Origin of the sequence: Defluviimonas sp. D31, from assembly GCF_033436765.1 — a bacterium.
Classification (GTDB): Bacteria; Pseudomonadota; Alphaproteobacteria; order Rhodobacterales; family Rhodobacteraceae; genus Albidovulum.
On record NZ_JAWQFN010000005.1, the window covers coordinates 91,475 to 109,162 of the forward strand.

Here is a 17,688-nt window from a genome sequence, read left to right on the forward strand (position 1 = left end):
GCTTCAGTCGCGCGCCGCCCCGATGAGGGCCGTCAGCACCTCCGCGAGGCCGGCCGCACGCTCCTCGCCGAGCCGCGACCTGAGCAGGGCATCGAACCGGATCGCCTCGGCGGCAAGGGCCTGGTAGGCGTCGTGCCCCGCGGGCGTCAGCGACAGAGCCTCGGCGCGGCGGTCCTCGGCCAAGGCATCGCGTACAAGCCAGCCGCGCTCCTCCAGCGCCTGAACCGCGCGCGACACGCCGGTTTTCTCCTCCATCGCTCGCCGGCAGATCTCGGTCGCCGTGAGCGCGCCGAACCGGCCGAGATGCGCGAGCACACGCCACTGGGTCCGGGTCATGCCGTAGCGGCCACGGTAGGCTGCCGCGAACTCCCGTCCGGCCGCCTCGGCCGCCTGATTGAGGAGATAGGGCAGGAAGCCCTCCAGATCGAACTGCGTTTCCGCCATAGGCTCCTCCTTCCCTTCCTGTGTAACGCTTGATTGTTGTTGTCGCAACCGTTACAAACGCAACCATATCTCGAGTCGGAGGATGAGCCATGGACGGCCAGATACAAGCCAACACCAGCATGAAGGACGTGGTGGTCGACGCGAACTACATGCCGGGCTTCGGCAATGATTTCGAGACCGAGGCACTTCCCGGCGCGCTGCCGCAGGGCATGAACAGCCCCCAGAAATGCAATTACGGGCTTTACGGCGAACAGCTCACCGGCACCGCCTTCACGGCACCCTCGCACCAGAATGAACGCACCTGGTGCTATCGCATCCGCCCCTCCGTCAAGCATTCGGGCCGCTATGAGAAGATCGAGCTCCCGTACTGGAAGACTGCGCCGCATGTCGCCCACGACGTGATCTCGCTCGGCCAGTACCGCTGGGATCCGGTGCCGCATGCGGGCGAGGCGCTCACCTGGCTCACCGGCATGCGGACGATGACCACGGCGGGCGACGTGAACACGCAAGTCGGCATGGCGAGTCATATATACCTCGTCACCGCCTCGATGGAGGACGCCTATTTCTACTCGGCCGACAGCGAGCTTCTGGTCGTGCCGCAGGAGGGACGGCTGCGCTTCGCGACCGAGCTTGGCGTGATCGACCTCGGTCCGCAGGAGATCGCCATCCTGCCGCGCGGACTCCTTTACCGGGTGGAGCTGCTCGACGGTCCGGCGCGCGGCTTCGTCTGCGAGAACTACGGCCAGAAGTTCGAGCTGCCCGGCCGCGGCCCGATCGGCGCCAACTGCATGGCCAACCGGCGCGACTTCAAGACCCCGGTGGCGGCCTTCGAGGACCGCGAGGTGCCCTCGACCGTCACGGTCAAGTGGTGCGGCCAGTTCCACGAGACGAAGATCGGCCACAGTCCCCTGGACGTCGTCGCCTGGCACGGCAACTACGCGCCTTGCAAATACGACCTGCGCACCTACTGCCCGGTCGGCGCGATCCTCTTCGACCACCCGGATCCGTCGATCTTCACGGTTCTAACCGCGCCATCCGGCGTCGCAGGCACCGCGAATATCGACTTCGTGCTCTTCCGCGAACGCTGGATGGTGGCGGAAAACACCTTCCGCCCGCCCTGGTACCACAAGAACGTCATGTCCGAACTGATGGGCAACATCTACGGCGTCTATGACGCCAAGCCGAAGGGCTTCATTCCGGGCGGCATGAGCCTTCACAACATGATGCTGCCGCACGGGCCGGACCTGAACGCCTTCGAGGGCGCCTCGAACGCCGATCTCGGGCCGGAAAAGCTCGACAACACCATGTCCTTCATGTTCGAGACGCGCTTTCCCCAGCACCTGACCGAATTCGCCGCGAAGGAGGCGCCGCTGCAGGACGATTACATCGACTGCTGGACCTCTCTGGAGAAGAAGTTCGACGGAACGCCCGGCGTGAAATGATGCGGCTTTACTCCTACTGGCGCTCAACCGCCGCCTACCGGGTCCGGATTGCGCTGAACCTCAAGGGGATCGACCATGAGCTGATCCCCGTCGATCTGGTCGCGGGCGGCGGCGCGCAGCACGCGCCCGACTATGTGGCGCTCAACCCCGCCCAACTGTTGCCGACGCTGGTATTGGATGATGGCACCGCGCTCACCCAGTCGCTGGCGATCGTCGACTGGCTGGAGGCGACGCATCCCATGCCGCGACTCCTGCCCGCCGATCATACCTCGCGCGCGCGCATCCTCGCGGCGGCCTATCTCATTGCCATGGACATCCACCCGGTCAACAATCTTCGCGTCATGCAGGAGCTTGAACACCGCTTCGGCGCGGGCGCCGAGGCCAAGGCCGACTGGATGCGGCACTGGATGCGGCTCGGCTTTGACGCGCTCGAAGGCATGGTCGAGCCGGACATGCCATTCGCCGTCACCGACGCCCCGTCTCTCGCCGACATCTGCCTCGTCGCTCAGATGTACAACGCCCGCCGCTGGGGCCTCGACCTTGGCCCCTACCCGCGTCTCGTGGCAATTGACGCCGCGGCCCGCGCCCTTCCCGCCTTCGCCAAGGCCGCGCCCGAGGTGCAGCCGGACGCCCCGCAAACTTGAGGACAACGATGCCGCTTCTCAAATCCTGGATCGACAGCGCCAACGACCCCGAAGGGCCGTTCCCGCTAAACAACCTGCCCTATGGAGTCTTCTCGACCGGGGAGGAGGAGCCGCGCTGCGGCACCGCCATCGGCGCGATGATCCTCGATCTCGCCGCTTTGGAGGAGGAGGGCATCCTTGCCGCCGCCTCTGACCCGGTCCTCGACGTGCCGTTCTGGAACGACTTCATGGAGCTTGGCCCGAAGGCATGGGAGAGCTACCGCGCGAGGCTCCAGCAACTGCTCTCGGCCGAGGCTCCGGCCGAGACCCGCGCGCTGCTGGAACCCCATCTGGTGGCGATGGATACGGCCGAGCTGCACCTGCCCTTCCTCGTCTCCGAGTACACGGATTTCTATGCCGGCCGGCACCATGCCGAGAACGTCGGCACCATGTTCCGCGGCCCCGAGAACGCGCTGCCGCCGAACTGGCTCTCGATCCCGATCGGCTACAATGGCCGCGCCTCCTCGGTTGTCGTCTCCGGAACGCCTGTCCGCCGGCCCTGGGGGCAGGTGAAGGGGCCGGAAGACGATCTGCCGCGTTTCGCGCCTTCCGCCCGGTTCGACATCGAGCTGGAACTGGGTGCCGTGGTCGGCCAGCCCTCCGACGGGCCGGTCACGGTGGCCGAGGCCGACCGGATGATCTTTGGCTACGTGCTTCTCAACGACTGGTCGGCGCGCGACATCCAGGCTTGGGAATACCAGCCCCTTGGCCCGTTCCAGGCCAAGGCGACGGCGACGACGATCAGCCCCTGGATCATTACCAGGGCCGCGCTGGAGCCTTTCCGTGTGCCCACGCCCGGGCGTGACCGCCCGCTCCTGCCCTACCTGCGGGAACCGGGACCGATGCTCTACGACATCGGCCTGGAGGTCACGCTCGCACCCGAGGGCAAGGCGCCGACCACCATCGCGCGGACCAACTACCGCGAGATGTACTATTCCGCCGCCCAGCAGCTCGCGCATCACACGACATCCGGCTGCCCGATGAATGTGGGCGACCTTCTCGGCTCAGGCACGATCTCCGGCCCGGCGAAGGACAGCCGCGGCTCGCTGCTGGAACTGACCTGGGGCGGCAATGAGCCGCTCACGCTCGCCACCGGCGAGTCCCGTCGCTTCGCCGAGGACGGCGATACGCTGTCCCTGACCGGTGCGGCGTTGGGCGATGGTTACCGGATCGGTTTCGGCCGCTGCGCCGGTACGGTTCTCGAGGCCCTCGCGGACCCATACGCCGGTTCCTAAAGCGTGAAACGCGGCCAATAAGAACCGCTACCCCGCTGAAAGGCTGAGGAGGACGAACAGTCCGGCGAAGGCACAGGTTTCCATGACGGGAAGCGTCGAACCGATCCGGCAAGATACCACGGCGAAGTCGCGCAGACCCGCGACCGCGAACCTCATACCATTCGCACCGCCACGCCTGCGATCCGTTGCGACGCAGCGGGAAAACACCCTTTGTTCACTCATACCAACCACCGTTACGATTTTTTTTACCGCTTAACACTATATAAACTACTTCATACCGGCCGGTACCGCAACTTATTGGGGGTTACACGGTCGATTCGTCCCCGCAGCGTCATCAATATCGCGGAATCCGGCTCACTCGCTCCGGATCTCGTCGAGCGCCACTTCATAGCCCCAAAGTTGCCCGAGATAAGCGAGCGTCGCGTCGCGGGTCGCGGGGTCGAGCGGCACGCCGTCGCGCTGAACGTGGCGCAGCCTGAGCCGCCGGTCGCCCAGCAAGTCGACATCGGAGACCTGGATATCGGGATCGTTGACCGACACATCGAGGCTGCGCGCCAGCGCCGCGCGCAGCTCGCGATAGCCGCGCTCGTCATGGATAGCGTCAACCGTGAAGAACGGGTCGCCTTCGTCGTCGGTCAGCGCGAACATGCGATAGTCGCGCATCACCTTCGGACTGAGGAACTGCTGCACGAAGCTCTCGTCGCGGTAGTTCGCCCAGGCATCCTTCAGAACCCCGCGCCAGTCCCTCGCACCGGCGATGTCGGGGAACCACTCGCGGTCCTCCTCGTTGGGCGCCTCGCAGATGCGGCGGATGTCCTGCATCATCGCGAAACCGATCGCGTAGGGGTTGAAGGTCGCGTGGCCCGGCGTACCGTAGCCCGGCTGGGCCACGACGTTTGTGTGGTTGTGGAGTATCTCGAGCATCGCGCCGTCGGTCAGCTGGCCCGCATCGTGCAGCGCATGCGTGATGTAGTAGTGAACGAAGCAGGCGCAGCCCTCGTTCATCACCTTGGTCTGGCGCTGGGGATAGAAATACTGGGAGATGTTGCGGACGATGCGCAGAACCTCGCGCTGCCAGGACTTCAGGATCGGACTGTGGCGTTCGAGGAAATAGAGCAGATTCTCCTCCGGCAGGCCCATCCGGCGCTTGCGTTCGCGCATCTCCTCGTCAGCTTCGCTCGGCCGGGTCGCCCGGTCGAAGCTCGCCCAGAGATAGTTCGCCGCGCGTTCCTCCTCTTCCAGGCGCTCACGCCGCCGCTCGGCCTCCTCGCGCAGCGAGGCAGAGGGCAGACGGCGGTGACGGAAGACGCTCGTCGGCATCAGCGCATGGGCGGCATCCAGGAGATGCTCGACCTCGCGCGCCCCGTAACGCTCCTCGCATTGCGCGATGTAGCCGCGGGCATAGTCGAGATAGTCGAGGATGCCGTCGGCATCGGTCCATTGCCGGAAGAGGTGGTTGTTCTTGAAGAAATGGTTGTGGCCGAAGGCAGCATGGGCGATCACCAGCGCCTGAAGCGCCATCGTGTTGTCTTCCATGCAGTAGCTGATGCAGGGGTTGGAGTTGATGACGATCTCGTAGGCGAGCCCCTGCGCGCCTTTCCGGTAGAGCTTCTCGTCATGCATGAAGCGCTTGCCGAAGGACCAATGGTGGTACATCAGCGGCATGCCGATCGAGGAATAGGCGTCCAGCATCTGCTCGGAGGAGATGATCTCGACCTGGTTGGGATAGGTGTCGAGTTCAAGCTCCTCGGCCGCCACCTTGGCAATCGCGTCATAGGTGCGGCGCAGCGTGTCGAAATCCCACTCGGCCCCGTCGAACAGGGGCGTTGCGGTGCGGGCGGTCCTGGCCATGTCAGACACCCTCCGGCTTCTTGGAGAACAGCTCGCGGAACACCGGATAGATGTCGGGCGGGCTCGCGATCCGCTTCATCGCGAAGTTCGGCCAGTCCTCCGCCACCCCGCGGTAGGCGCGCCACAGCTCCATGCCGTTCGCCTCGCTGTTCATGAGCTGGGACTCGTTCTCCTCAAGGATCTCGATATAGGCGAAATACTGGCAGAGCCGCATCAGCTCGTTGCCGAGGATGTCGGCGCAGGTGGCGGAATCGCCGCCGAAATTCTCGCCGTCCGAGGCCTGGGCTGCATAGATGTTCCACTCGCCGGGCGGATAGCGCGCTTCGATCACCGCCTGCATCTCCTTCAGCGCGCTCGAAACCACGGTGCCGCCGGTCTGGCGGGAATGGAAGAAGGTCTCCTCGTCGACCTCGCTCGCGACCTGGGTGTGGCGGATGAACACGAGATCGATCTTCTCGTAGCGTTGGCGCAGGAAGAGGTGCAAAAGCACGAAGAACCGCTTGGCCAGATCCTTCTCGCGTTCCCCCATCGAGGCGGAGACGTCCATCAGGCAGAACATCACCGCCGCGGAGGCCGGTTCCGGCCGCCGCTCGAAATGCTTGTAGCGCACGTCGAGCGGATCGACATAGGGGATCATCCGCCGAAGGCGCAGGACCCGGTCGAGGTCGGCGCGGAGCTCCAGAAGTTCCTTGCGTTCCGCGGCACTCGGCGTGTCGAGCGCCTCGAGCGCCTCGATCCGGGCCATCATCTCGCGGGTCTTGGCGGTCTTCGGCCGGCGAAGCGCGATCCGGCGGCCGAAGGCATTGCGCATGGTGCGCGCGACCGAAAGGTTGGCCGGCGCGCCGGTCGCGGCGTAGCCCATGCGCTGGGGCTTGGTCGCCGCGGTTTCCTTGAGGCTACGCTTAACGAGGTCGGGCAGTTCCAGATCCTCGAAGAACATGTCGAGGAACTCCTCACGCGACAGCACGAACAGGAAATCGTCGTCGCCCTCGCCGTCGTCAGAGCCCTCGCGTCCGCGCCCACCGGCGCCGCCTCCGGTCGGCTTCTCGATCCGGTCGCCGGTCTGGAAGCTCCGGTTGCCGGTTAGCACCCGCTCGCGGTGCCCGCCCTGATCGGCGGGCCGGAAGCTCGGCTCGGAGATGCCCTCGGTCGGGACCGAGACCTTCTCTTCCTTGTCGACATCGGCGATGGAGCGGCGGCGGACGCTTTCGTCCACCGATTTCTTCACTGCGGCGCGCACGCGCCCGATGAACCGGCGCCGGTTGCCGTGGCTCTTGTCCTTGGGGTTCAGGCGGCGGTCGACGAAATGGGGCATCACACGGCCCTCCTTTCTCTTATCCCGCCTTGTTCACCCGCATGTACCACTCGACCAGCCTGCGAACCTGACGGCGGGTGTAGCCGCGGTCGGTCATACGGTCGATGAACTCGTTGTGCTTGGCCTCGGTTTCCTTGTCGCGCTTGGCACCGAAGCTGATCACCGGCAGAAGATCCTGGATCTGGCCGAACATCCGCTTCTCGATCACCCGGCGTAGCTTCTCGTACTTTCGCCAGTCGGGATTCTGGCCGTGGTGGTCGGCCCGGACACGAAGCACGAACTTCACCACCTCATTGCGGAAGTCCCGCGGATTGGTGATGCCAGCCGGCTTCTCGATCTTGGCAAGCTCCTGTTCGAGGATCTCGCGGTTGAAGATCTGACCGGTATCGGGATCCTTGTAGTCCTGGTCCTCGATCCAGGCATCGGCATAGGCGATGTAGCGGTCGAAGAGATTCTGACCGTAGTCGGCATAGGATTCCAGATAGGCCTTCTGGATCTCGTTGCCGATGAACTCCGCATAGCGCGGCGCCAGCACGTCCTTCATGAAGCCGAGATAGCGCCCCTCGGTATCGTCGGGGAACTGCTCGCGCTTGACCGCCTGCTCCAGCACATAGAGCAGGTGGACCGGGTCGGCCGCGACCTCCTCGGTGTCGTGGTTGAAGGTCTCCGACAGCACCTTGAAGGCGAAGCGGGTGGAGATCCCGTTCATGCCCTCGTCGACGCCGGCCGCGTCGCGGTACTCCTGGGCCGAGCGGGCCTTCGGATCGGTGTCCTTCAGCGTCTCGCCGTCATAGACCCGCATCTTCGAGTAGATCGGCGAGTTCTCATGCTCCTTCAGCCGCGTCAGCACGCTGAACTGGCCGAGCATCGACAGCGTCTCGGGCGCACAGGGCGCACCGCCGAGGCTGCTCTCGCGCAGGAGCTTCTCGTAGATGTCGGTCTCTTCGGTGGCCCGCAGGCAATAGGGCACCTTCACGACGCTGATCCGGTCGAGGAACGCCTCGTTGTTCTTGTTGTTCTTGAACTGGCGCCATTCGGATTCGTTCGAATGGGCCACGATGATGCCCTGGTAGGGGAAGGCGCCGATGTTCTCGGTGCCCGCGTAGGAGCCTTCCTGGGTCGCCGTCAGCAGCGGATGCAGCACCTTGATCGGCGCCTTGAACATCTCGACGAATTCCATCAGCCCCTGGGTGGTGCGGTTCAGCGCGCCGGAATAGCTGTAGGCGTCGGGATCGTTCTGGCCGAAATCCTCGAGCTTGCGGATGTCGAGCTTGCCGACCAGCGCCGAGACGTCCTGGTTGTTCTCGTCGCCCGGCTCGGTCTTGGCCACGCCGATCTGGCGCAGCTTCGAGGGATGCACCTTGACGACCGAGAATTTCGAGATATCGCCGTCGAACTCGGCCAGCCGCTTGATTGCCCAAGGCGAGATCAGCCCGTTGAGGAGCCGCTTGGGAACGTTGTACTTGCCTTCGAGCAGATCGCCCATCCGCGACCGGTCGAAGAGGCCCAAGGGGGATTCGAAGATCGGGCTGATCTCCTCTCCCGCCTTCAGGACATAGATCGGCTCCTGTTCCATCAGGTTCTTGAGAACCTCGGCCAGGGTCGACTTGCCGCCGCCCACCGGGCCGAGAAGGTAGAGGATCTGCTTGCGCTCCTCGAGCCCCTGGCTCGCGTGGCGGAAGAATCCGACGATCCTCTCGATCGTCTCCTCGATACCATAGAGGTCGCGGAAGGGCTTGTATCTCTTGATCGTTCGGTTGAGGAAAATCCGGCTGAGGCGCTGGTCCTGGCTGGTATCGACAAACTCGGGCTCGCCGATTGCCGCCACCATTCTTTCTGCTGCCGTGGCCCGCATCCCTTCGTCTTCGCGACATCCGAGCAGGTAGTCCTGCAGGGTCATCTCTACGAGTTTCGTGCGGCCATACTCTTCTGCGAACCGATCAAAGATCTCCATTTTCGTTTTCCTGTTTGCTCAGATAGGGTTTCGTCCGTTGTTTTCCGTTCGTTGCTGTCCTCTGCGTTCCATTTTACACCTAAATGGGGCGCTCCGGCGGCCTATTCCATTCACGTTTCGTTTTTTTTCATATTTTTGAACGGATCATGCGACGGTCCGACCCCGGTCGGGTCCGTTGTTTCCGATATCGGCGCCCCGGCCGCCCCCTCGCATGCCGCGAACCGGCAAGAAACGATTCCCCGCTACCGTGTGCCGCGTTTGCGGGGCGCGGATCCTGGTCTGTGCGCGGTCGCCGGACGGCAACCGGCGGCGGCCGCAAACGGAATGGCGCACGGACGAGGGGCGCCGCCTCCGTCAGGCCGCGATCAGAGGGGCAAGCAAGGCGGGCGGGAATGCACATCCTCACCCGAACTTCCGGACGCGCCGCAGCGGGCCGGTTCCCGTGGCGCGGACTTCGAGTCGGGATCATTACGGTGGCGCGACGCCGGGTCGGGCGTCAGCGGGTCATCTTCAACCTGAGGGTGTTTGGTGGAGCAGAGGGGGATCGAACCCCTGACCTCGTCATTGCGAACGACGCGCTCTCCCAACTGAGCTACTGCCCCGCACCGGCGGCGTATTTGGCCCAGCGCCGGACTATTGTCAAGCGACCGCGACGCGCAGCCGCGAGATTTTTCAGACCGCCGCCCCCGCCTGCGAGCGGACGAAAGCCTCGATCTCGGCGGCGGGTCGCGCACCGGGCAGCCGCGCCACCTCGCGGCCGCGATGCCACAGGATCAGCAGCGGAATCCCGCGAATGCCGAGCCGCTGCGACACCGCCGGAAAGTCCTGCGTGTTGATCTTGGCGAATCGCGCCCGCCCCTTCAGCGCCTGGGCCGCCCTGGCGAATTCTGGCGCCATCATCCGGCAGGGGCCGCACCATGGTGCCCAGTAGTCGACGACTAGCGGCAACTCGTCGCCCCGCACCATCCGGTCATGAGCCGCCATGTCCAGTTCAGCCACCTTGCCTGTGACCAACGGATCTCCGCAGGAGCCGCATTTCGGCCCCTCGGCAAGCCGCGCCCCGGGGATCCGGTTGGCCTGGCCGCAAGTCGCACAGGTCAGCTTCACGTTCTCAGCCATCTCCCGCCTCATATTCGAGTTGAGGAATATATCGGCAAGGGCAGGCCCTGTTTCAAGCCTGCCCCTTCATCTTGCTTCAAATATCCTCGCCGAAGGCATCGGGGCCCAGTGGGGCCCCGAATTTCACTCCGCCGCGTCGGCGTAGCTCTCGACCGGCGGGCAGATGCACACGAGGTGGCGGTCGCCATAGACGTTGTCGACCCGGCCCACTGGCGGCCAGTACTTGTCGACCCGGAAGGCGCCCGGCGGGAAGCAGCCCTGCTCGCGGCTGTAAGGCCGGTCCCAGTCTCCGATCAGCGCGTTCACCGTGTGCGGCGCGTGCTTCAGCGGGTTGTTCTCGGCGTCGATCTCGCCCTTCTCGATCGCCGCGATCTCGTCGCGGATCGAGAGCATCGCGGTGACGAACCGGTCGAGCTCCGCCTTGGTCTCGGACTCGGTCGGCTCGACCATCAGCGTGCCGGCAACCGGCCAGCTCATCGTCGGCGCATGGAAGCCGTTGTCGATCAGCCGCTTGGCGATGTCGTCCACGGTCACATGGGCGCTTTCCGCGTAGGGCCTCGTGTCGAGGATGCACTCATGCGCGACGCGCCCGTTGCGGCCGGTGAAGAGGATGCCGTAGGCCCCCTCCAGCCGTTTCGCGATGTAGTTGGCGTTGAGGATCGCGACCTTCGTCGCCTGCGTCAGCCCCGCCCCGCCCATCATCAGGATATAGGCCCAGGAGATCGGCAGGATCGAGGCCGAGCCCCAGGGTGCGGCGGACACCGGCCCCTCCTCGCCGCCGGTCACCGGATGCCCCGGCAGATGGTCCGCGAGATGCGCCTTGACGCCGATCGGCCCCATGCCCGGACCGCCACCGCCATGCGGGATGCAGAAGGTCTTGTGGAGGTTGAGGTGGCTGACATCGCCGCCAAGGTCGCCCGGCCGCACGAGGCCGACCATCGCGTTCATGTTGGCGCCGTCGATATAGACCTGCCCGCCGTGGTCGTGGGTGATCTTGCAGACCTCGCGCACCGTCTCCTCGAAAACGCCGTGGGTCGAGGGATAGGTGATCATGCAGGCCGCGAGATTCTCGCCCGCCGCTTCCGCCTTGGCGCGGAAATCCTCAAGGTCGATATCGCCGTTCTCGGCCGATTTCACCACGACGACCTTCATCCCCGCCATCTGCGCCGAGGCGGGGTTGGTGCCGTGGGCCGAGACCGGGATGATGCAGATGTTGCGATGCCCCTCTCCCCGCGCTCGGTGATAGGCCGCGATGGTCAGGAGGCCGGCATATTCACCTTGCGCGCCGGAGTTGGGCTGCAAGCTCATCGCGTCATAGCCGGTGATCTCGCAGAGCTTCTCCGACAGGTCCCGGAACAGCTCGGCATAGCCCTCGGTCTGGTCGGCGGGCGCAAAGGGGTGGAGGTTCGAGAACTCCGGCCAGGTGATCGGCATCATCTCGGCCGCGGCATTCAGCTTCATCGTGCACGACCCGAGCGGGATCATCGCCCGGTCGAGCGCGAGGTCGCGGTCGGCGAGCCGGCGCATGTAGCGCATCATCTCGGTCTCGGCCCGGTTCATGTGGAAGACCGGATGCGTGAGGTACTCCGAGTTCCGGACAAGCGCGTCGGAGATCCGGAAATGGTGCTTGAGGTCGTCGTCCTTCTGGTCGATCCCGAAAGCGCGCCAGAGCCGTTCGATGGTCAGCCGCCGGGTGGTCTCGTCGATCGAGATGCCGACCTTCGTGGTGCCGATCTTGCGCAGGTTGATGCGCTCGTCACGCGCCGCCTTCAGGACCGCGCCCTGCATCGCGCCGACGTCGACGGTGATCGTGTCGAAGAATTCCTTCGGCTCCACCTTGTAGCCCGCCGCCTCCAGCCCGCGCGCGACGCGGACCGTCTTGCGGTGGATGCGCTGACCGATGGCCTTGAGCCCCTGCGGACCGTGATAGACCGCGTAGAACGAGGCCATGTTGGCCAGCAGCGCCTGCGCGGTGCAGACGTTCGACGTGGCCTTCTCGCGCCGGATGTGCTGCTCGCGGGTCTGCAAGGAAAGGCGATAGGCCTTGCCGCCCTGCGCGTCGATGGAGACGCCGACGATCCGTCCCGGCATGTTGCGCTTGTGCGCGTCCTTGCAGGCCATGTAGGCGGCCGAAGGCCCCCCGAAACCCATCGGGATTCCGAAACGCTGGGTCGAGCCTACGGCAATATCCGCACCCATCGCGCCCGGCTCCTTCAGGAGGGTCAGCGCCATGATGTCGGCGATGACGATGCCCACGGCACCGGCCTCGTGCAGCTTGGCAATATGGGGCGTGAAATCGGTCAGATGGCCATAAGTGCCGGGATACTGGAAGATCGCGCCGAACACCTTGGTCGGGTCAATCTTTTCGGGATTGCCGACGATGATCTCGATGCCGATCGGGGCCGCCCGGACCTTCATCACCTCGATGTTCTGGGGATGGCAGTTCTCGTCGATGAAGAAGGCCGTGGCCTTCGACTTCGCCGTGCGCTGCGCCATCGTCATCGCCTCGGCCGCCGCCGTCGCCTCGTCAAGAAGCGAGGCATTGGCGATCTCAAGGCCAGTCATGTCGCAGACCATCGTCTGGAAGTTCAGAAGCGCCTCGAGGCGACCTTGCGAAATCTCCGGCTGGTAGGGCGTGTAGGCCGTGTACCAGGCGGGGTTTTCGAGGATGTTCCGCTGGATCGCAGGCGGGCAGACGGTGCCGTAGAAGCCCTGTCCGATCATCGAGGTGAAGACCGCGTTCTTCTTCGCGACTTGGCGCATGAACCACAGAAGCTCGCGCTCGGACTTGGCCTTGCCGAAGTCGAGCGGCTTTTCCTGCCGGAGCGATTTCGGCACGGTCTGGTCGATCAGCTCGTCGAGGTCCTTCACCCCCAGCACCTTGAACATCTCCTCCATCTCTGCAGGAGACGGGCCGATGTGGCGGCGGTTGGCGAAGTCGTAGGGCAGGTAGTCGGTGGGGGTGAAGGGCATTTCCACTTCTCCAGAATGGGTTCGTCAGGTCTTCGGATCGGCATACCGCTCAGTGAATCGGAGCGAGATGCCAGTGTTTTTGTCGATCAATAGATCGGTGAAGCGGAACACGCCGACATAGCCGTCGCGAGCCATTGTGTCCGGGTCAGCGTCTCGCTGGATCACTGCCAGGTCATTCTCACGCAATGCCGTGAGGAGGTCGTCGAGCCGCTTAGTGCCGATATGCTCCGGCAAGATCGCCGCCTCGTATCCGTTGGCGCCGCGGCGGTGTAGATGGTGGAGGACGGCAAGCCACTTGCCCTCCACCTCCGCGACCCAACGGCCCCGAACACCATTGATCTTGACGCGGCGGACCATCTTCAGCCGATCATTTCCTTGTAGGCGGCCTCGTCCATCAGCCCGTCGAGCGCGGAGAGGTCGGCCACCTTCATCTTGAAGAACCAAGCCTTGCCGGTCGGGTCCTCGTTCACCATGCCGGGATTGTCGGCGACGTCGGAATTGACCTCGACGATCTCGCCGTCCAGGGGCGCCGCGATGTCGGAGGCGGCCTTGACGCTCTCGATCACCACGATCTCTTCGCCCTTCGAGACACTCGTCCCCGGCTCGGGCAGTTCGACGAAGACAACGTCGCCGAGCTGTTCAGAGGCATGGTCGGTGATGCCGACGACGACGTGATCGCCCTCGACGCGGAGCCATTCATGGTCTTCTGTATATTTCATGGGTCTTTTCCCCTGCTGGTTAACGTTTGTAACGGTTGGGCTGGAACGGCATCGGCGAAATGACGGCGGGCAGGCGCTTGCCCCTAACCTCGCCGTAGACCGTCGCGCCGTCGGAAAGATCGGCTGGCAGATAGGCCATCGCCATCGGCGCCTCGATCGAGGGACCGAAGCCGCCCGAGGTGATCTTGCCGATCGGGTCGCCGCCCTCGGCGGCCGCATAGACCTCGATCCCCTCGCGCATCGGCGCCCGGCCCTTGGGGCGCAGCCCCACCCGTCGGCGCGGCGGCCCCTCGGCCAGTTCCTTCAGGATACGCCCCGCGCCCGGGAACCCGCCCTCGCGGGCACCGCCGGCGCGCCGAGCCTTCTGGATCGCCCAGGTCAGGTTGCCCTCGACCGGGCTCGTGCCCTCATCGATGTCATGTCCGTAAAGGCACATGCCAGCCTCGAGACGCAAGCTGTCGCGCGCCCCGAGCCCGATCGGTGCGACCTCCTCCATGCCGAGAAGCCTGCGCACGAAGCTTTCGGCGAACTTGTTCGGCACCGAGATCTCGAACCCGTCCTCGCCGGTATAGCCCGACCGCGAGATCCAGAGCTCGGCGCTGTCCCAATGGCGGATGGCCACATCCATGAAGGCCATCTCGACCACATCCGGCACCAGCCGGGCGAGTGCGGTCGCCGCCTCCGGCCCCTGCAACGCGACGAGCGCCCGGTCCTCGACCATGCCGATATCGCAATCAGCGCCAACATGCGCCTTCAGATGCGCGAAATCGGCCTCCTTGCAGGCCGCGTTGACGACGAGAAAGAGGTGATCGCCGCGATTGGCGACCATCAGGTCGTCCTGGATCCCGCCTGTGTCATTGGTGAAAAGCGCATAGCGCTGGCGGCCTTCCTTCAGCCCGAGGATGTCGACCGGCACCAGCCGCTCCAGCGCCAGCGCCGCGTCCTCGACCCGGCCCGATTTCGCGGTCATCAGGATCTGGCCCATGTGGCTCACGTCGAATAGCCCGGCATGGGCGCGGGTGAAGAGATGCTCCTTCATCACCCCCATCGGGTACTGCACCGGCATCTCGTAGCCCGCGAAGGGCACCATCTTGCCGCCGAGCTCGCCATGCAGGTCGAAAAGAACCGTACGTTTCAGGTCGGTCATGCCGTCCTCCCTTCCTCACGCCGGTTCATGCTGTCCGGCATCGCCCCGGGCGGTCAACCCCACCCTTCCGATGCCCCCTCTGTCCTTTCGCCTGAGATCGTTATCCCTTCGGCGCCCCGTCCCGGGGTCTCTCCAGAGTTCCACTGTCAGAACGGTCCTTGCGCCTGAGAGTTTACCGGGGCGGTTGCTCCTTCGGCACCGGCCCGGGTCCCTGACCCCACCGGATTCTCCCGATCTGACACGATTTGAATACCCGAATCCCGGGGCGTCTGGCAATAGGGTATACAATGGGATACATTGTTGCGCGCACCCACAAGCCGCCGCAACAAGCTTGCCCAAGCAACATTTTTGTTCCATAGGCGACAGCGTGACCGGCGACAGACACCCCGCTTTTTTCGGCTATGGCTCGCTCGTGAACCGGGCGACGCATGACTATGCGCCCGGCGAACCGGCGCGGCTCGCGGGCTGGCGCCGGGTCTGGCGGCACACGCGGCTCCGCCCATGGCCCTATCTCTCCGCCGAGCCGGCCGAAGCAGAGATCGACGGCCTAGTGGCCGCAGTGCCGCGCGACGACTGGGCGCTCCTCGACCAGCGCGAGGCCGCCTACCTGCGCCATCCCCTCGCCCGCGACCGCCTGACGGCGACACCCGGCTGGGCCCGCCGGGTCGAGATCTACGCGGTCGATGAGGCGCACGGATTGCCGGCGAACGACCAGCCGATCCTCCTGAGCTATCTCGATACGGTCGTGCAGGGCTTCCTGCGCGAATTCGGCGAGCCGGGCGTCGCGCGCTTCTTCGCCACGACCACGAGCTGGACCGCGATCCTCGACGACCGGGCCGCGCCGCACTACACGCGCCACCAAAGAACAACCGCGGCCGAGCGCCGCCTCACCGACGACCATCTCGACGCGCTCGGCCTCATCCGCCGCCGCCCCTGATCTTCTTCGTTGCAAAAAATACCCCACGGGGGTGTGGGGGTGTGAAACCCCCACCGCGACCTCACCCCTTGGCGCGCAGCTTTTGCAGAAGCGGCATGAGTTCCGCCATCTCCGGCCCGTGCGGCTGGCCGGTCAGCGCCAGCCGCAAGGGCATGAACAGCCCCTTGCCCTTCCGCCCGGTCTTTTCCTTCACGGCTCCCGTCCACTCCCCCCAGGTCGCCTCGGTGAAGGGCATCTCGGGCAGGAGCGCCATCGCCTCGCGCACGAACTCGGCATCCTCCGCCGCGATCACCGGCTCGGCCCCGTCGCGGCAGAGCACCCACCAGCCCTCGAGATCGTCCAGCGTGGTGATGTTCTGCGATGCGACGCGCCAGAAACGCTCGGCCATCGCCACCGGCACGCCGAGCCCGGCGATTCGCTCCTTCACCGCCTCGAAGGGCAGCGCCTGGTTGCGCTGGCGCGTCAGCGGCCAGAGATCCTCGGCGTCGAACTTGGTCGGCGCCGCTCCGAACTGGCTCAGATCGAACCCCTCGGCGATCTCGTCGATCGACATCTTCAGCTCCACCGGCTGCGACGAGCCGAGCCGCGCCATCAGGCTCAGAAGCGCCTCCTTGGCCACGCCCTGTGCCCTGAGGTCGCGCAACGACAGCGTGCCGAGCCGCTTCGACAGGCCCTCGCCCTGCGGGCCGGTCAGGAGCGAATGGTGCGCGAAGGCCGGCGGCGTGCCCCCGATGGCGTGCATGATCTGGATCTGCGTCGCGGTATTGGTCACATGGTCGGCGCCGCGCACGATATGGGTGATCCCCATGTCGATGTCGTCGACCGAGGAGGCGAAGGTGTAAAGCACCTGTCCGTCCGCCCGAATCAGCACCGGATCGGAGACCGAGGCCGTGTCGATCGACACGTCGCCGAGGATGCCGTCAGCCCATTCCGTCCGCCCCTGGTCGAGCTTGAAGCGCCAGTAACCCTCGCGCTCGGCGCGCATCCGGTCCTTCTCGGCGTCCGACAGCGCCAGCCCCGCGCGGTCGTAGACCGGCGGCTTGCCCATGTTCAGAAGCTTCTTGCGCTTGAGGTCGAGCTCGGTCGGCGTCTCGAACACCTCGTAAAGGTCGCCCGTCTTTCGCAGATCCCCGGCCACCTCGCCGTAGCGGCCGAGCCGTTCGGACTGCTTTTCCACCCGGTCCCAGTGCAGGCCGAGCCATTCGAGATCCTGCTTGATCCCGTCGGCATATTCCTGTTTCGAGCGTTCCCGGTCGGTGTCGTCGAGGCGCAGGATGAAGGTGCCGCCGGTCTTTCGGGCGATCAGATAGTTCATCAGCGCGGTGCGCAGGTTGCCGACATGGATGTAGCCGGTCGGCGACGGGGCGAAACGGGTCACGGTCATGGGATGTCTCCTGTCGCGCCCCCTCTTTCACAGGGCGCGCATTTTGTCCATATGATGGGGGCCAAGGAGATACGCATGAATGACTGGCTGGGGCGCGCCGCGCCCGATCTCGAGACGATCGAGTATATGGCGCGGGCGACGGTCGCGGACCTGCCGCCCGCCTTCGCCGCGCCCGCGCGCGCGATCGTGCTCCGGGTCGAGGACTTCCCGCCCGAGGACATCCTCGAGGACATGGACATCGAGGATCCGTTTCAGCTCACCGGGCTCTACATGGGGATCCCGCTCACCGAGAAGTCGGTGATGGACATCGTCGACCGGCCCGACACGATCTGGCTCTTTCGCCGTCCGATCCTGGACGAATGGGCCGAGCGCGGCGACGTCACGCTCGGCCAGCTCGTTGCGCATGTGATGGTGCACGAACTCGCCCACCATTTCGGCTGGACCGACGAGCAGATCGCCACGATCGACCGCTGGTGGGAGTGAGG

The 17,688-nt window shown here is 65.2% G+C and carries 15 protein-coding genes, 1 tRNA gene and 1 riboswitch; of the genes, 5 read left to right on the top strand and 11 right to left on the bottom strand.

Annotated features, from left to right (window positions below):
- Nucleotides 1–3 precede the first annotated feature (3 nt).
- Nucleotides 4–444, bottom strand: coding sequence for a MarR family winged helix-turn-helix transcriptional regulator (locus R5H32_RS11025; RefSeq protein ID WP_318338736.1), 441 nt, complete (start codon nucleotides 442–444; stop codon nucleotides 4–6).
- Between the two features lie 89 nt (nucleotides 445–533).
- On the opposite strand from R5H32_RS11025, the gene hmgA reads away from it, so the two are divergent.
- From hmgA to fahA, 3 genes are read left to right on the top strand one after another with little or no spacing between them, the layout of a single operon-like run.
- On the top strand, nucleotides 534–1,886 hold the full coding sequence (hmgA, locus tag R5H32_RS11030; RefSeq protein ID WP_318338737.1) for a homogentisate 1,2-dioxygenase: 1,353 nt from the start codon (nucleotides 534–536) through the stop codon (nucleotides 1,884–1,886).
- Nucleotides 1,883–2,530, top strand: coding sequence for a maleylacetoacetate isomerase (maiA, locus tag R5H32_RS11035; protein WP_318338738.1), 648 nt, complete (start codon nucleotides 1,883–1,885; stop codon nucleotides 2,528–2,530). Before hmgA ends, maiA begins: the two co-directional genes overlap by 4 nt.
- Before the next feature lie 8 nt (nucleotides 2,531–2,538).
- The gene (gene fahA / locus R5H32_RS11040; protein ID WP_318338739.1) at nucleotides 2,539–3,804 is read left to right on the top strand and encodes a fumarylacetoacetase; all 1,266 of its coding nucleotides are present in this window, start codon (nucleotides 2,539–2,541) and stop codon (nucleotides 3,802–3,804) included.
- A 354-nt stretch (nucleotides 3,805–4,158) separates the two neighbouring features.
- Here the strand turns inward: fahA and R5H32_RS11045 are convergent, their stop codons facing one another.
- From R5H32_RS11045 to gcvT, 9 genes are all read right to left on the bottom strand, one after another.
- Nucleotides 4,159–5,655: a SpoVR family protein gene (locus tag R5H32_RS11045; RefSeq protein WP_318338740.1), complete on the bottom strand. Its 1,497-nt coding sequence runs from the start codon at nucleotides 5,653–5,655 to the stop codon at nucleotides 4,159–4,161.
- Nucleotide 5,656: 1 nt separating this feature from the next.
- Nucleotides 5,657–6,970, bottom strand: coding sequence for a YeaH/YhbH family protein (locus R5H32_RS11050; protein ID WP_318338741.1), 1,314 nt, complete (start codon nucleotides 6,968–6,970; stop codon nucleotides 5,657–5,659).
- 19 nt (nucleotides 6,971–6,989) lie between these two features.
- Nucleotides 6,990–8,924, bottom strand: a complete 1,935-nt coding sequence (locus R5H32_RS11055; protein ID WP_318338742.1) for a PrkA family serine protein kinase — start codon at nucleotides 8,922–8,924, stop codon at nucleotides 6,990–6,992.
- A 526-nt stretch (nucleotides 8,925–9,450) separates the two neighbouring features.
- Nucleotides 9,451–9,526: transfer RNA gene (locus R5H32_RS11060), tRNA-Ala, on the bottom strand.
- A gap of 70 nt (nucleotides 9,527–9,596) precedes the next feature.
- The gene (gene trxC / locus R5H32_RS11065) at nucleotides 9,597–10,043 is read right to left on the bottom strand and encodes a thioredoxin TrxC (protein WP_318338743.1); all 447 of its coding nucleotides are present in this window, start codon (nucleotides 10,041–10,043) and stop codon (nucleotides 9,597–9,599) included.
- Between the two features lie 123 nt (nucleotides 10,044–10,166).
- Nucleotides 10,167–13,016: an aminomethyl-transferring glycine dehydrogenase gene (gene gcvP / locus R5H32_RS11070; RefSeq protein ID WP_318338744.1), complete on the bottom strand. Its 2,850-nt coding sequence runs from the start codon at nucleotides 13,014–13,016 to the stop codon at nucleotides 10,167–10,169.
- Between the two features lie 24 nt (nucleotides 13,017–13,040).
- Complete coding sequence (locus tag R5H32_RS11075; protein ID WP_318338745.1) at nucleotides 13,041–13,373, bottom strand: hypothetical protein; 333 nt, start codon at nucleotides 13,371–13,373, stop codon at nucleotides 13,041–13,043.
- 2 nt (nucleotides 13,374–13,375) lie between these two features.
- Entirely contained in the window at nucleotides 13,376–13,735 is a 360-nt protein-coding gene (gene gcvH, locus R5H32_RS11080) for a glycine cleavage system protein GcvH (RefSeq protein ID WP_318338746.1), read from the bottom strand.
- Nucleotides 13,736–13,754: 19 nt separating this feature from the next.
- A complete protein-coding gene (gene gcvT, locus R5H32_RS11085; RefSeq protein ID WP_318338747.1) occupies nucleotides 13,755–14,882 on the bottom strand; it encodes a glycine cleavage system aminomethyltransferase GcvT in 1,128 nt (375 codons plus the stop codon).
- Between the two features lie 142 nt (nucleotides 14,883–15,024).
- Nucleotides 15,025–15,125, bottom strand: a riboswitch (glycine riboswitch).
- A gap of 124 nt (nucleotides 15,126–15,249) precedes the next feature.
- On the opposite strand from gcvT, the gene R5H32_RS11090 reads away from it, so the two are divergent.
- A complete protein-coding gene (locus R5H32_RS11090; protein ID WP_318338748.1) occupies nucleotides 15,250–15,819 on the top strand; it encodes a gamma-glutamylcyclotransferase family protein in 570 nt (189 codons plus the stop codon).
- 61 nt (nucleotides 15,820–15,880) lie between these two features.
- Here R5H32_RS11090 and gltX read toward each other — a convergent pair whose 3' ends face one another.
- Complete coding sequence (gltX, locus tag R5H32_RS11095; protein ID WP_318338749.1) at nucleotides 15,881–17,203, bottom strand: glutamate--tRNA ligase; 1,323 nt, start codon at nucleotides 17,201–17,203, stop codon at nucleotides 15,881–15,883.
- Nucleotides 17,204–17,278: 75 nt separating this feature from the next.
- Between gltX and R5H32_RS11100 the strand changes: the two genes are divergently transcribed.
- Nucleotides 17,279–17,686 carry a metallopeptidase family protein gene (locus R5H32_RS11100; protein ID WP_318338750.1) on the top strand — a complete coding sequence of 136 codons (408 nt, stop codon included), beginning with the start codon at nucleotides 17,279–17,281 and terminating at the stop codon, nucleotides 17,684–17,686.
- The last annotated feature ends 2 nt before the right edge of the window (nucleotides 17,687–17,688 follow it).

What these genes read in the sequence shown, in the direction of transcription:
- R5H32_RS11025 (WP_318338736.1), bottom strand. Translation starts at nt 444, where the DNA reads ATGGCGGAAACGCAGTTCGATCTGGAGGGCTTCCTGCCCTATCTCCTC.
- hmgA (WP_318338737.1), top strand. Translation starts at nt 534, where the DNA reads ATGGACGGCCAGATACAAGCCAACACCAGCATGAAGGACGTGGTGGTC.
- maiA (WP_318338738.1), top strand. Translation starts at nt 1,883, where the DNA reads ATGATGCGGCTTTACTCCTACTGGCGCTCAACCGCCGCCTACCGGGTC.
- fahA (WP_318338739.1), top strand. Translation starts at nt 2,539, where the DNA reads ATGCCGCTTCTCAAATCCTGGATCGACAGCGCCAACGACCCCGAAGGG.
- R5H32_RS11045 (WP_318338740.1), bottom strand. Translation starts at nt 5,655, where the DNA reads ATGGCCAGGACCGCCCGCACCGCAACGCCCCTGTTCGACGGGGCCGAG.
- R5H32_RS11050 (WP_318338741.1), bottom strand. Translation starts at nt 6,970, where the DNA reads ATGCCCCATTTCGTCGACCGCCGCCTGAACCCCAAGGACAAGAGCCAC.
- R5H32_RS11055 (WP_318338742.1), bottom strand. Translation starts at nt 8,924, where the DNA reads ATGGAGATCTTTGATCGGTTCGCAGAAGAGTATGGCCGCACGAAACTC.
- trxC (WP_318338743.1), bottom strand. Translation starts at nt 10,043, where the DNA reads ATGGCTGAGAACGTGAAGCTGACCTGTGCGACTTGCGGCCAGGCCAAC.
- gcvP (WP_318338744.1), bottom strand. Translation starts at nt 13,016, where the DNA reads ATGCCCTTCACCCCCACCGACTACCTGCCCTACGACTTCGCCAACCGC.
- R5H32_RS11075 (WP_318338745.1), bottom strand. Translation starts at nt 13,373, where the DNA reads ATGGTCCGCCGCGTCAAGATCAATGGTGTTCGGGGCCGTTGGGTCGCG.
- gcvH (WP_318338746.1), bottom strand. Translation starts at nt 13,735, where the DNA reads ATGAAATATACAGAAGACCATGAATGGCTCCGCGTCGAGGGCGATCAC.
- gcvT (WP_318338747.1), bottom strand. Translation starts at nt 14,882, where the DNA reads ATGACCGACCTGAAACGTACGGTTCTTTTCGACCTGCATGGCGAGCTC.
- gltX (WP_318338749.1), bottom strand. Translation starts at nt 17,203, where the DNA reads ATGACCGTGACCCGTTTCGCCCCGTCGCCGACCGGCTACATCCATGTC.
- R5H32_RS11100 (WP_318338750.1), top strand. Translation starts at nt 17,279, where the DNA reads ATGAATGACTGGCTGGGGCGCGCCGCGCCCGATCTCGAGACGATCGAG.